General features: G+C 70.9%; 9 protein-coding genes. 4 read left to right on the forward strand and 5 right to left on the reverse strand.

Features of this window, described 5'->3' with window-relative positions; all coding sequences use genetic code 11:
* Position 1 precedes the first annotated feature (1 nt).
* Entirely contained in the window at positions 2 to 2,584 is a 2,583-nt protein-coding gene (pepN, locus tag ACZ5VD_RS02605; RefSeq protein WP_468680329.1) for an aminopeptidase N, read from the reverse strand.
* 111 nt (positions 2,585 to 2,695) lie between these two features.
* On the opposite strand from pepN, the gene ACZ5VD_RS02610 reads away from it, so the two are divergent.
* Entirely contained in the window at positions 2,696 to 3,172 is a 477-nt protein-coding gene (locus ACZ5VD_RS02610; protein WP_468680331.1) for a DUF1203 domain-containing protein, read from the forward strand.
* 10 nt (positions 3,173 to 3,182) lie between these two features.
* On the opposite strand, the gene ACZ5VD_RS02615 is transcribed toward ACZ5VD_RS02610, so the two are convergent.
* Positions 3,183 to 4,208 carry an aspartate-semialdehyde dehydrogenase gene (locus ACZ5VD_RS02615; RefSeq protein ID WP_468550415.1) on the reverse strand — a complete coding sequence of 342 codons (1,026 nt, stop codon included), beginning with the start codon at positions 4,206 to 4,208 and terminating at the stop codon, positions 3,183 to 3,185.
* Positions 4,209 to 4,510: 302 nt separating this feature from the next.
* Here ACZ5VD_RS02615 and ACZ5VD_RS02620 point away from each other — a divergent pair, with 302 nt between their 5' ends.
* Positions 4,511 to 5,044: an RNA polymerase sigma factor gene (locus tag ACZ5VD_RS02620; RefSeq protein WP_468550414.1), complete on the forward strand. Its 534-nt coding sequence runs from the start codon at positions 4,511 to 4,513 to the stop codon at positions 5,042 to 5,044.
* 1 nt (position 5,045) lies between these two features.
* Positions 5,046 to 5,837 carry a hypothetical protein gene (locus tag ACZ5VD_RS02625; protein ID WP_468550413.1) on the forward strand — a complete coding sequence of 264 codons (792 nt, stop codon included), beginning with the start codon at positions 5,046 to 5,048 and terminating at the stop codon, positions 5,835 to 5,837.
* An 84-nt stretch (positions 5,838 to 5,921) separates the two neighbouring features.
* Here the strand turns inward: ACZ5VD_RS02625 and ACZ5VD_RS02630 are convergent, their stop codons facing one another.
* From ACZ5VD_RS02630 to ACZ5VD_RS02640, 3 genes are all read right to left on the reverse strand, one after another.
* The gene (locus ACZ5VD_RS02630) at positions 5,922 to 9,230 is read right to left on the reverse strand and encodes a S8 family serine peptidase (RefSeq protein ID WP_468550412.1); all 3,309 of its coding nucleotides are present in this window, start codon (positions 9,228 to 9,230) and stop codon (positions 5,922 to 5,924) included.
* 229 nt (positions 9,231 to 9,459) lie between these two features.
* Positions 9,460 to 11,223 carry a TIGR03767 family metallophosphoesterase gene (locus ACZ5VD_RS02635; RefSeq protein ID WP_468550411.1) on the reverse strand — a complete coding sequence of 588 codons (1,764 nt, stop codon included), beginning with the start codon at positions 11,221 to 11,223 and terminating at the stop codon, positions 9,460 to 9,462.
* 210 nt (positions 11,224 to 11,433) lie between these two features.
* Positions 11,434 to 11,940 carry an NUDIX hydrolase gene (locus ACZ5VD_RS02640; protein ID WP_468680333.1) on the reverse strand — a complete coding sequence of 169 codons (507 nt, stop codon included), beginning with the start codon at positions 11,938 to 11,940 and terminating at the stop codon, positions 11,434 to 11,436.
* Positions 11,941 to 12,091: 151 nt separating this feature from the next.
* On the opposite strand from ACZ5VD_RS02640, the gene ACZ5VD_RS02645 reads away from it, so the two are divergent.
* Positions 12,092 to 13,243, forward strand: coding sequence for a serine hydrolase domain-containing protein (locus ACZ5VD_RS02645; RefSeq protein ID WP_468680335.1), 1,152 nt, complete (start codon positions 12,092 to 12,094; stop codon positions 13,241 to 13,243).
* The last annotated feature ends 71 nt before the right edge of the window (positions 13,244 to 13,314 follow it).

The raw sequence follows: 13,314 nt of genomic DNA on the forward strand, positions 1-13,314 counted from the left end.
TCTACTCGGCCGCCGCGTCCGCCGCCTGGGCCCTCAGCGCGCGTTCCACGCCCGCTCGGGATTCCGAGACGAGTCGGCGCAGGGCCGCGTTCGGCTCGGCGGAGGTCAGCCACTCGTCCGTCTGGCGGAGGGTTTCCTCCGAGACCTGGAGGGCCGGGTAGAGGCCGACCGCGATCTGCTGGGCGATCTCGTGCGAGCGGGACTCCCAGATGTCCTTGAGGATCTCGAAGTACCGGTCGGTGTAGGTGGCCAGCAGCTCGCGCTGGTCGGTCTGGACGAAGCCGCCGATGACGGCCTCCTGGACGGCGTTCGGGAGCTTGTCGGACTCGATGACCGACGCCCACGCCTCCGCCTTGGCCTCCGCGGTCGGCCGGGCGGACCGGGCGGTGGCCGCGTGGCGCTCACCGGCGGCGGTCCGGTCGCGCTCGTACTCGCCGGCGATCTCCGCCTCGTCGAAGCGGCCCACCGTGGCCAGCCGCTGCACCAGCGACCAGCGCAGCTCCGTGTCGACGGCCAGGCCCTCGATCGTCTGCGTGCCCTCCAGCAGGGCGTCCAGCAGGTCCAGCTGCTCCGGCGTACGGGCGGTCGCGGCGAACGCGCGGGCCCAGGCCAGCTGGTGGTCGCTGCCCGGCGCGGCGCCACGCAGATGCGCGAGCGTGGCGTCCGTCCAACGGGTCAGCAGGGACTCGCGGGCGGCCGGGTCGGCGTACAGCTCGATCGCCATCTTCACCTGGCGGTGCAGCGACTGCACCACGCCGATGTCCGACTCCTTGCCGATGCCCGACAGGACCAGCGAGAGATAGTCGCGGGTGGGGAGTTCGGCGTCCCGGGTCATGTCCCAGGCCGACGCCCAGCACAGCGCGCGGGGCAGCGAGGCCGCGAAGTCGCCGAGGTGCTCGGTGACGAAGGCGAGGGACTGCTCGTCGAGGCGGACCTTCGCGTACGACAGGTCGTCGTCGTTGAGCAGGATCACGGCCGGGCGGCGCTTGCCCACCAGCTGCGGCACGGCCGTCGACTCGCCGTCCACGTCCAGCTCGATGCGCTCGTCGCGCACCAGCTTGCCGCCGGCTCCTTCCGAATCGTCCAGTTCGTACAGGCCGACCGCGATGCGGTGCGGGCGCAGGGTCGGCTCGCCCTTGGCGCCGGCGGGCAGGGCCGGGGCCTCCTGGCGGATCGCGAAGGACGTGATGACACCGTCGGCGTCCGTCTCGATCTCCGGGCGCAGGATGTTGATGCCGGCCGTCTGGAGCCACTTCTGCGACCAGGTGCCCAGGTCACGGCCGGAGGTCTGCTCCAGCGCGCCCAGCAGGTCGGACAGCCGGGTGTTGCCGAACGCGTGCGCCTTGAAGTACGCCTGCACGCCCGCGAAGAACTCGTCCATGCCGACGTACGCGACGAGCTGCTTCAGTACGGAGGCGCCCTTGGCGTACGTGATGCCGTCGAAGTTGACCAGCACGTCGTCGAGGTCGTTGATCTCGGCCATGATCGGGTGCGTGGACGGCAGTTGGTCCTGCCGGTAGGCCCACGTCTTCATGGAGTTGGCGAACGTGGTCCACGAATGCGGCCAGCGGGACTCCGGCGCGTACGCCATGCAGGCGATGGACGTGTAGGTGGCGAACGACTCGTTCAGCCACAGGTCGTTCCACCACTCCATGGTGACGAGGTCGCCGAACCACATGTGCGCCAGCTCGTGCAGGATCGTCTCGCCGCGCGTCTCGTACGCGGCGTCCGTCACCTTCGACCGGAAGACGTACTGGTCGCGGATGGTGACCGCGCCGGCGTTCTCCATGGCGCCCGCGTTGAACTCCGGCACGAACAGCTGGTCGTACTTCTTGAAGGGGTACGGGTAGTCGAACTTCTCCTGGAACCAGTCGAAGCCCTGCCGGGTCACCTCGAAGAGGGCGTCCGAGTCGAGGTGTTCGGCCAGCGACGGGCGGCAGTAGATGCCGAGCGGAACGGACTGGCCGTCCTTCTCGTACACGCTGTGCACCGAGTGGTACGGGCCGACGATCAGCGCGGTGATGTACGACGAGATGCGCGGCGTCGGCTCGAACTCCCAGACGTTGCCCTTGGGTTCGGGCGTCGGCGAGTTGGAGACGACCGTCCAGCCGTCGGGTGCCTTCACCGTGAACTGGAAGGTGGCCTTGAGGTCGGGCTGCTCGAACGACGCGAAGACCCGCCGGGCGTCCGGGACCTCGAACTGGGTGTACAGATAGGCCTGGTTGTCGACGGGGTCGACGAACCGGTGCAGGCCCTCACCGGTGTTGGTGTACGCGCAGTCGGCGACGACACGGAGGACGTTGCGGCCCTCCAGCAGCGCCGGGAGCGCGATCCGGGAGTCCTCGAAGAGCTCGGCGGCGTCCAGCCGGTCGCCGTTGAGGGTGACCTCGTGGACGGTCGGGGCGACCAGGTCGATGAAGGACTCCGTGCCGCCCTCGACGACATCGAAGCGCACCGTGGTCACGGACCTGTAGGTACCGCCCTCCTGCGCGCCGGAGAGGTCGAGATCGATCTCGTACGAGTCAACGGTGAGCAGCTTCGCCCGCTGCCGCGCCTCTTCGCGAGTCAGGTTTGTGCCAGGCACGCGGTCATCTCCTCGATATGTGTGGGTTGCGCCATCCTTCCACGCGCCCGCACCGAACGCGATGTCCATTTACCGCCGGTGGCCAGGGCGGACGCGCGTGAGCCTGGGGACATGACGACGTACACCGCACACCCCATCGGCCCGGTGGTCCTGGAAGCCTTGCGCTCCGGTGACGACCGGGGACGGGAGATGGTTCCCGTGACCGACGACGAGGGCGGCGCCCCGCTGCGGTGCTGTCTGCGCCGCAGCGCGCCGGGCGAGCGGATCGCCCTCGTCTCCTACGCCCCGCTGCGCCGCTGGGCGGCCCGGACGGGGGCCACACCGGGGGCCTACGACGAACAGGGCCCGGTCTTCATCCACGCGCAGGCGTGCCCGGGGCCGGAGACGGACGGCCTCCCCTTCACGCACGACCACCGCACGCTGCGCCGCTACTCGGCGAAGGGGCACATCCTGGGCGGCCGGCTCGTCACGCCCCCGGAGGACTTCGGCGAGGCCCTCCGGGAAGCGTTCGACGACCCGGCCGTGGCACTCGTCCACGTCCGGGCCGTCGAGTACGGCTGCTTCCTCTACGAGGTGCGCAGGCCCTGAAGACCGTTTGCTAGCCCTTGAGGCCGTTCAGCTCCGCCGCGACCAGCTCCGCGATCTGCACCGCGTTCAGCGCGGCACCCTTGCGGAGGTTGTCGTTGGAGACGAACAGGGCGAGGCCGTTGTCGACGGTCTCGTCCTGGCGGATGCGGCCCACGTACGAGGGGTCCTGGCCGGCCGCCTGGAGGGGGTTCGGGACGTCGGTGACGGCCACGCCCGGGGCGCCGCCCAGCAGCTCCTTGGCGCGCTCCACGCTGATCGGGCGGGCGAAGCGGGCGTTGATCTGGAGCGAGTGGCCCGTGAAGACGGGGACGCGGACGCAGGTGCCGGAGACCAACAGCCCGGGGATCTCCAGGATCTTGCGGGACTCGTGGCGGAGCTTCTGCTCCTCGTCGGTCTCGTGCAGACCGTCGTCGACGATCGAGCCGGCCAGCGGCAGCACGTTGTAAGCGATCGGCGCGACGTACTTGTCCGGCGCCGGGAACTCGGCCGCCGAGCCGTCGTGCGTCAGCTTCGGCGCGTCCTCGCCGACCTTCTTGACCTGCTCGAACAGCTCGTCCACGCCGGCCAGACCGGAGCCGGACACCGCCTGGTAGGTGGCGACGACGAGGGCTTCGAGGCCCGCCTCGGCGTGCAGCGGCCTCAGGACCGGCATCGCGGCCATCGTCGTGCAGTTCGGGTTGGCGATGATGCCCTTGGGGCGGTTGGCGATGGCGTGCGGGTTCACCTCGGAGACCACGAGCGGTACGTCCGGGTCGCGGCGCCACGCCGAGGAGTTGTCGATCACGACCGGGCCCTGCGCGGCGACCTTCTCGGCCAGCGCCTTGGAGGTCGAGCCGCCCGCGGAGAACAGCACGATGTCCAGGCCGGTGTAGTCGGCGGTCGTCGCGTCCTCCACCGTCACGCCGTCCAGGACCGTCCCCGCCGAGCGGGCCGAGGCGAACAGACGCAGCTCGGTCACGGGGAAGGCGCGCTCCGTGAGGATCCTGCGCATGACCGTGCCGACCTGACCGGTGGCTCCGACGATTCCGACCCTCACGACGACTCCCTAACGTGGTCCTGTGTGTCTGCGGCGTTTCCATGATGCGGCCGACCCCGGTCCGCCTGTCCAATTCTTTGCCCTCCATGCCCGAGGCCTGGGACGCCCCGGCGTGACCGACCGTTGCGGAACTCCCGCCACACCCCCGCTGAGCTGGAGAAATTCGCCTCACGGCGGAGCCGTGCCGCAAGCTGTGCTGCCCTTCGCTCAGGTGTGACGTACACCTCTGAGGGATTTCCCGCCGGTCGGCCGAACGTTTCCGCGCGCCACGGCGTCGTAGAGGAGACGCGGGGAGGGGAGGGGTGTCTGTGCTGCGCAGAAAGGCCCGCCGTGGCCCGGGGGACGAGCACGCCGATCCCCTGGACGCGGCCCAGGAACGCCGGGTGCGAGCGGTGCTCGCCCTGGGCGGGGTACCACAGGCGGACCTGCCGGACGGGGTGCAGCAGGTCCGCCTGCGGTTGCTGGAGCGCGCGGCGCGGGGGGACGAGGCGCCGCGCGACGTGTCCGCGTGGGCGGCGGTCGTCGCCTCCAACCTGGCGATGGACTGGCACCGCGCCAAGCGCCGCCAGGAGCGGGTGGGGGAACGCCTCGCCTCCCTGCGTCAGTCGGAACACCCCTCCGGCGAGGACACCAGCCTGCTCTCCCTCGCGGTCGCCCAGGGTCTGGACGACCTGCCCGACAACCAGCGCCAGGTTCTCGTCCTGCGTTTCTACGCCGACCTTCCGGTGCGCGGGATCGCCGAGGAGCTCGGCATCCCCGAGGGCACGGTGAAGAGCCGACTGCACACGGCGGTACGGGCCCTGCGCGCCCGCCTGCACGAGGACGAGGTGGTGTGACGTGACCGCCGAACACGACGGACGCGGCGAACACGGCGACCGCGCCGAACACGACGGCCGCGTCGGTCTGGACGCGCTGATGGCCGCGATCACCGCGGAGCCGCTGTCCGACGACGCCCGCGCGGACCCCGTCTTCCTGGCCGAACACCGGTCCGCCGAGGCCGATCTCGCCCTGCTGCGCGAGCAGTTGGGGATCATCGGGCAGGCGCTCGGTGACCCGCCCAGGGTTCCGGAACCGGCTCCCGTACGTCCCTCCGGGATCCGGACGCCGGCCCGGCGCCGCACCCTCAACCTGGCCTTCGGCACCCTCGCGGTGGCCGCCGCCGCGGCCGTGCTCTCCGGCATGGCCTGGCTGCTGGCGCAGGCCGGGGGCGGTATCAGCGCCACCTCGGACAGCGGCAGCGACAGCGGAGCCTCCAAGGAGGACGCCGACGGTGTCCTCTTCGGCAGCCCCCGCTACCTGGCCTGCGCCGGCACGGTGGCCGAGGGCACGGTCGCCCGGGTGGAGACGTTCCCCGGCGACGACGAGCTGCTGCGGGTCACCGTCCACGTGACCCGCTTCTACAAGCCGGAGCCAAAGGCGGTGCCTGGGCGCGGCGAGGACGAGCTGACCTATGTGATCAGCCGGTACGAGGTGTCCCGCCCGCTGGAGCAGGGCGACCCGGTGCTGTTCGGTGTCCCGAAGGACGCCACCACCCCGGACCACTGGGCCGTCGGTGCCAAGGAGGTGGCCCGCGAGGGGGCCTGGATCACCGCCTCGCTGCCCGAGTCCCGGAAGCTGGGCTGCCGGTGAGGCACGGGAAAGGGCGGGCGCCCGTCATGTGCTGACGAACGCCCGCCCTGATCTCCGTGACGCGTCACGGCGTGACCGCGGTGACTACGGGGTGACCTTCTCGATCTTCACGTTGCCCGCGCCCGCGACCGTGCCGCGCGCGTTGAGCAGCTGGACCTGGCCGAAGAACTCCCGGCCCTCCGGGGCGGCCGCGGCGGCGGTGACGCTGCCGGAGACCGTGGTGGAGTCGCCCGTGCCGAGCTTCACCGGCGTCGAGCCGTCGACGGTGACGCTGCCGAGGGCGGCGGAGAAGAACACGTCCTGGTAGTCGTACGCCGTGGAGCCGGCCGGGATCGCGTAGCCGATGACCTCGATGGTGTACGTGCCGGCGGCCGGTGCGGCCAGGGACACGGACTCCTCCGAGTCACCGTCGGCGGAGTTGCCCGCCTCGGCGCCCGACTCGTCGTAGACGACGAGGTCGAGGTCGGCGGCGGCGTCGGAGACGTTGCCGATCGCGACGTCCAGGGACTTGGCGCCCTCGGGCACCGTGACCGTGGTCGTCCGGGTCTCGCCCGTGGCGATCGTCGGGCGGGCCGACTTGGACGAGCCGAGCGGGCCGCCGGCCAGCTTGCCGTCGATCGCGGCGAACTTGTTCGTCACCTTCCAGGAGGCGGCGGCCGGGGTACCGACCTTGGCCTCGGGCACGGTCACGGTCTCCGGGTCGAAGGCCGCGCCGAGGACGGCGACGTCCAGCTTGTACGGGTTGTCGAGCAGCGGCGACGTACGGCGCGACTCGACCTCGATCTCCCAGACGCCCGGCACCGGGTTGGCGTACGCCCGCACGTCGGGCTTGCAGCCGTTGCCGTCGAGGTAGTTGTTGTAGCAGAACGGGGTGCCGGTGTTGTCGACCGGAACGCCGTAGGGGTGGATGGCGATGAAGCGGGTCTGGCTCTTGTCCTTGAGCCCGCCGATCGCGACCTCCAGGGACGTGGCGCCCTCGGGCACGGTCACGAAGTACGACTGCGTGCTGTTGCGCTGGACCGTGTCCGACGCCTTGAAGGTGTGGGCGAGCGGCGCGGAGACCACGACCGTCGTCAGGACCTGCTTGTCGATGCCCTCGGTCTTCGGGTCGTCGACCTCAAGGATCGCGCTCTTGAGACCCGCGGACTTCGGCGCGGCCTGGACCTTGACGGTCACCGGCTGGTTCAGCGGCAGCTTCACCTCGTCCGAGCCGACGATCTTGAAGGTCTTCGCCGCGTTGTTCTCGAAGTACAGCTCGTGGCGGATCGCCTTGTCGGCGCCGGACGTACGGGTGACGGTGACGTCGTACGTCTTCTTCTGGCCGGACTTCAGGCCGCCGTCACGGTCGTAGAGGCCCGTGCCGAAGCCCGGGGTCTTCAGGAACTGGTCGATCGTGGTGTCGACCGGCGCCTTGACCGTGTACTCGTGGGCGGTGGCGCCGTCGCGGATCGAGTCCCAGGCGTCCGGGATGTTGATGAGGCCGGCGCCCTCCTCGTAGGCCTGCACATCCTTGATGTGGTCGGCGGTCGAGGTCAGCGCGGTGCGCAGGGTGGCCGGGGAGAGCTCGATGTCCTTCGCCTTGGCGGCCGACAGGAGCAGCGCGGACGCGCCGGCGGCCTGCGGGGAGGCCATCGAGGTGCCCTGGAGCATGCCGTAGCCGGCCGGCAGGGTGTAGCCCGCCTCGGCGACCGGGGCGCCCGGCAGCCAGGTCTGGATGGTGTTGATCGCGGCACCCGGCGCGGACAGGGTCGGGGTGAAGCCGCCGTCCTCACGCGGGCCGCGCGAGGAGAACGGCATCATGGCGTACTTCTTCGACACCTGGGAGCCGTAGTTGGCGGCCCAGGTCTCCTTGGAGATGGTCGCGCCGACCGAGATGACCTTGTCGGCCAGGCCGGGGTCGCCGATCGTGTTGGCGCCGGGGCCGGAGTTGCCGGCCGAGATCACCAGCTGGACGCCGTAGGTGTCGATGAGGCGCGTGTACAGCTCGGAGCGCGCGTTGTTGCCGTCGTTGAGGGCGGGCAGGCCGCCGATCGACATGTTGACGATGTCGACACCGCGGTTGACGACCAGGTCGATCATGCCCTCGGTGAGCGCCACGTTGGTGCAGCTCGGGCCGAACAGGCAGGCCCGGGAGGAGACGAGCTTCGCGCCCGGCGCGGCACCGTCCATCTTGCCGCCGAACAGGCCGTTGGCGGCGGTGATGCCGGCCACGTGGGAGCCGTGCTCGCTGGAGATCATGCCGATGTTGACGTAGTCGGCCTTCGCCCCGGAGGCGTTGTAGACGACGTCCTTGCGGATCTCGACGACGAACGGGATGCGCTCGGCGACGTCGGTCGCCGGGTTGTCGGTGCCGAAGTAGCCGATCTGGTAGCCGTCCTTGTACGGCTTCATCGGCTGCTCGTCACCGAAGTCGTGGTCGTCGTCGAGGTCGACGCGGACCGTGCCGGCGGCGGCGTCGTACAGCACGCCCCAGACGTCGGTGGTGTCGCCGTCGCGGTTGACGTCGCCGAGCTGGTCGCCGCCGACGGTGGCGGACTCGTAGAAGTAGTTGAACTTGTACGAGCCGGCCGGTGCGGTGAACGCCTCGGCGGCGCCGCCGACGGGCGTCGCGGTGAACGCCGGGCCGGCCACGGAGGAGAGCATCCGGCGCCAGGAGCCGTCGCCGTCGGCGACCGGGTCGGTCGCCGTCACCCAGTCGACGATCTTGCGCTCGCCGGTGGTGGTCTTCTGCAGCGCCGGGTGGGAGAGGTCGATGCCCGAGTCGAGGATGCCGATGGTGACACCGCGGCCGTCCGCCTTCGGGTGGTCCTCCACGAAGTCGACGGCGCCCGTCTCGAAGGACGGGTTGTACGGGTTCTCGGCGGGGGTCTTCTTGTTCGGCGCGGCGGCGGCGGTGGCCGTGCCCTTCTTCGCGGCGCCCTTGACGGTGTCCGCGCTAGGCGTCGGGTCGTCCAGCGGGATGTCCTGGCGCAGGTCGATGCCGTGCACGGAGGAAAGCTTCGCGGCGGCGGCGATGGCCGAGTCCGCCTTGCCGGTGGGAACCGTGGCGCGGACGTAGCCGAGCTTGTCGTAGGTGCGGCCGACGAGGCCGCCGTCGACCGAGTCCAGCTGACCGGCGACCTTCTCGGTCTGGCCGGGGGCGGTCGCGACCATCAGCGTGACGGTCTTGTCGCCGTCGGCCTTGGCCTCGGCGAGGACGTCCGCGTCGTCGGAGCCGAGCTTGTCGTGGGCGGACTTCACGCTCGGGTCGGCCGTGACGGGTGCGTCGTCGGCGGCGAGGGCCATGGGTATCGGCCCCGCCGCGGAGAGCGCGGCGACCAGACCGGCGGCCACGGCTATGCGGGCCACGCGTCTCGCGCCCGATATCGGTTCGCGCTGGGGGGTGAGGGTCATCGGCATCCCTTGTAGGTAAAGGAACGAGCGGGTGGCGACCGGGTCCGATCGGACCTGGTCGCAGTCGTCCGGAAGGCGATCCCGGACGATCGCACAGCTTTACGCATGGGAAGGATGTTTAGGGAGAGTTGACCGAATCGATATGGGCGGATGGGGAAAACCCCCGATGCCCTTGGGGGATATGGGCGACGAAAGGTACAAATCGTCAAAGGGGGCGGGGAGTCCTGGTTCAGCCCTTCTTCAGTACCAGCTCCGTGTTCCGGTCCTTCGACTCCCCGGCGAGCACCGTGCTCGCGCCCGGCGCGTTGTAGGACAGCTCGCGGTAGAGGGCGGCCAGGCCGGTCTGGGAGAGGTCGGCGAAGTCGGTGCGGTGCGGGGCGCTCGACTCGACGCAGGTGGTGAACAGCGAGATCGTGCCGTCCTTGTTGTCGACCAGCTCGATGACGCGGGCGAGCTGCGGGTAGTCGACGTGCGAGGCGGTGGAGATCTCCCAGAAGGAGCGGCCGTCGGGGGCGGAGTGCGGGGTGATGTCGTTGCGGTGGATGTGGCCGTTCACCCAGGCCAGCACGCCTGCGTGGCTGCCGAGGAGGGCGAGGACCTCCTGGCCGTCGTGCCGCCGCTCGCCGGGCCGGTTCGGGTCGGGGCGGGTGTTCGTCATGGACTTGCTGGTGTGGTGGCTGAAGACGACCGCGTAGGAGTCCTTGTTGTCGCGGAGCGTCTTGTCGAGCCACTTCAGCTGGGCCGTGCCGATCGAGCCGTTGTAGTGGCCGCCGGGGTCGGTGGTGTCGAGGCTGATCCCGATGACGTCGTCGGCGATACGGAAGCTGTAGTACTGGGTGCCCGCGTCGAGGTTGGCGGACGAGTAGCCGTGGCCGACCGGGCCGACCCCGCGGTAGGCGGGGTCGAGGTGGGCCTTGAGGTACTCGGTGGCCGTGTACGGGGCGCGCCCCTCGTCCGGCGTGACCGAGCGCATGTCCCGGCTGTGCGCCTTGAGGAGGTCGCGGAACGCGGTCCCCATCGGGTCCTTGCCGTTCGTGATGGCGTTCTGGAGCTTCTTCGCCTCGGACGCGGACAGGTTCATCAGCTTCTTGCCGCCGACGGCGTACTCGGCGAGCCAGGAGTCGCCGTGGCCGTAGCAGCCGAGCGGCATGGAGTCGTGGTTGCCGACCGTGGAGTACCAGGGCAGGTTCAGGCCCGGGCTGTTCAACTCCCGTACGGCGGCGGCGAGGAAGCCGTCCAGCTGCGGGAAGCCGAGCTGCTTGTCGGCGTCGCGGACGCTCGTGTCGGGCTGCCAGTACTGCTTGAGACCGCTGTTCTGGACGCCCTCGTAGCGGCGCGGGTCACCGGAGTTGGGGGTGATCCGGCCGCCGCTCATGACGGTCAGGAACCACTCCAGCTCGGTCTTGGCGTTGTTGTCCGTGTTGTCGCCGGTCGTCATCGCGAAGTGCAGCGGGGCGCCGGTGACGGGGGCGCCCCGCAGCGCGTTGACCCGCTCCACCAGCGAGACCGCGCCGTGCACGGTCAGCGCCTCGTGCGGTCGCCAGGCGTGGACGTCCGTGGAGCGCAGGTACTCCAGCCGCATCGGGTGCTGGGCGTCGATCAGGTGCAGGTCGGTGAGTTGCACGAACGCGGCGAGGGTGGTCCGGCGCCCGGCCCGCCCGGTCTTCGGCGCGGCCAGCTCGGTCCGCACCCGCCGCTTCCAGCCCGGGCCGTCGCCGAGCCGCCGGTAACCGGAGCCGGTCCGCGGGGCGGAGACGGAGGCGAGCGTGGTGCCCCGGTCGTACGGTGCCAGGGGCGCGGCCGGCGCCCTGCGGGACTGGGCGACGGGCGCCCCGGCGGCGTCGGCGCCCACGGCGTTGGTGGCGGCCCGGCTGTCGGTGGGCCGCAGGGCGTAGCCGATGCCCGCGGAGACGGACACCGCCCCGGCGGCGGCGAGGACGGTACGGCGGTTGACCTCCAGCGCGGAGCTGGCGACAGAGCGTGTGCGCGACATGGCGCGATCTCCCCGAGTGCGAACTGCGTCGGCAGTGGCGCGGGGTGATCGCCGCCGGTCACAGCCGCGAATTTCCCGCTCGCTCTGGATCGTTGGCACCGGGGATGACCTGCACGTGAACGAGGCCGCAACGCGCAACACCGATCACCGTACGTCGATCTTGGACTACCCTGCGCGTCCGCGGGTGCTCCCCGGACGGCCCGGAGTCGGTTACTCCGTGTTCATCTTTCCGGGTAGGGGAGGGGTTCCCGGCACGGTTTCCCGTGCGGACGCGACCCGTCCCGCCGTCGGCCGCTCCCGCCACAACCGCAGGGCGGTATCGACCAGTTTCACCCGGTTCAGATCCGGTACGGCATCCAGGGCGTGCCAGGCCGCCATGTCCGTGGAGCCGCCGACCTCGTAGCGGAGGTCACCGCCGGTGACCCGGGCCTCGTAGACGAGGCGGAGGCCGTGGTGGTCGGCGGTGCGGCGGAAGCTGCGGCGAGCGGTGCGCCGGGACGAGTCGATGCCGAGCAGGGTGGCGGGCTCGACGCGGTAGCCGGTCTCCTCGGCGACCTCCCGCACGACGGTGTCGTAGGGGTCCTCCCCGTGCTCCATGCCGCCGCCGGGCAGCACCCACTCCGGCGGGCCGCCGTCCGGGGCGGGAGACCGGGACAGCAGGATCTCTCCGTCGCGCACGCATACGGCGTAGGCCGCCACCCTCAACTTCCTTCGCACCCGAGGACGTTAACCCGGTCCCGCGGGCCGCCACCGGAAAAGGGCCGAAACCGGCTCAACCCGCGTATCGGGCCTCAACCCCGTCGGCACCCCCGGGGTCTGTCCCCGCGACCCCGCCCGACGACGGGCGGAGCAGGACGGGGAGAAACAGATGACCGTACGGACGACCTTCGTGGCGGCGACCGCCGTGGCACTGACCGCGGCCCTGGCGGGCCCCGCCGTCGCGGCACCCGTCGACAGAGGTGGCCGGCACGACGCGACCCGCGCCGCGATCGAGGCCGCCGTGAAGGACGGCGTGCCCGGCGTGACCGCCACGGCGAAGGACACCCACGGCACCTGGTCGACGACCGCCGGGGTCGGCAACCTCAAGACAGGGCAGCCGCGTTCGGCGCAGGACCGCTACCGCGTCGGCAGCATCACCAAGACCTTCGTCGCCACCGTGGTGCTCCAACTGGAGGCGGAGGGAAGCCTGTCGCTGGACGACACGGTGGACGCGTGGCTGCCGGGCCTGGTCCGGGGCAACGGACACGACGGCCGCCGGATCACGATCCGTCAGCTCCTCAACCACACCAGCGGCATCTTCAACTACACCGACGACGAGACGTTCGCACGGACGTACTTCCTGAAGGACGGCTTCTTCAAGCACCGCTACGACCGCAAGACGCCCCAGGAGCTGATCGCGACGGCGATGTCCCACCGGCCGGACTTCGCACCGGGCGCGTCCTGGAACTACTCCAACACGAACTACGCCCTGGCCGCGCTGGTGATCGAGAAGGTCACCGGCCGCCCGTACGGGGAGGCGGTCCGCCGCCGCATCACCGGTCCGCTGGACCTGGACGCCACCTCGGTGCCCGGCACCCGGACCACCCTCCCGCAGCCCAGCAGCCGTGCCTACGGCAAGCTGGCCGAGACGACGACGGGACCGACCTACGACGTGACGGAACTCAACCCCGCGCTGGCCTACGGCTCCGGCGACATGATCTCGAACTCGGCCGATCTGAACCGCTTCTACGCCGCCCTGCTCCAGGGCAGGCTGCTCCCCGCCGAGCAGCTGAAGGAGATGAAGGCCACCGTGCCGGCCGGGGAGTATCCGAACGCCGGGTACGGACTCGGCCTGATCGACCGCGAGTTGAGCTGCGGCGTCCACGTCTGGGGCCATGACGGAGGCATCCACGGGTCCTCGTCGGGGGCGGTGACCACGGCGGACGGCCGCCACGCGCTGGCCTTCAACCTCAACGGGGACTGGTCGGGGGACACGGCCGCGGTGATCGAGGGGGAGTACTGCGGCACGTCGGACCGGTAGCCACCGCGCCGGTCACGGCATGAGGAGGGGCCGCCGGGTGCGACCCCGCGGCCCCTCCTCTCCCCTCCTGG

It is taken from the genome of Streptomyces sp. NPDC032822, assembly GCF_055578825.1.

Coding starts and splice junctions, on each gene's coding strand:
- ACZ5VD_RS02610 (WP_468680331.1), top strand. CDS start 2,696: ATGACGACGTACACCGCACACCCCATCGGCCCGGTGGTCCTGGAAGCC.
- ACZ5VD_RS02630 (WP_468550412.1), bottom strand. CDS start 9,230: ATGACCCTCACCCCCCAGCGCGAACCGATATCGGGCGCGAGACGCGTG.
- ACZ5VD_RS02635 (WP_468550411.1), bottom strand. CDS start 11,223: ATGTCGCGCACACGCTCTGTCGCCAGCTCCGCGCTGGAGGTCAACCGC.
- ACZ5VD_RS02645 (WP_468680335.1), top strand. CDS start 12,092: ATGACCGTACGGACGACCTTCGTGGCGGCGACCGCCGTGGCACTGACC.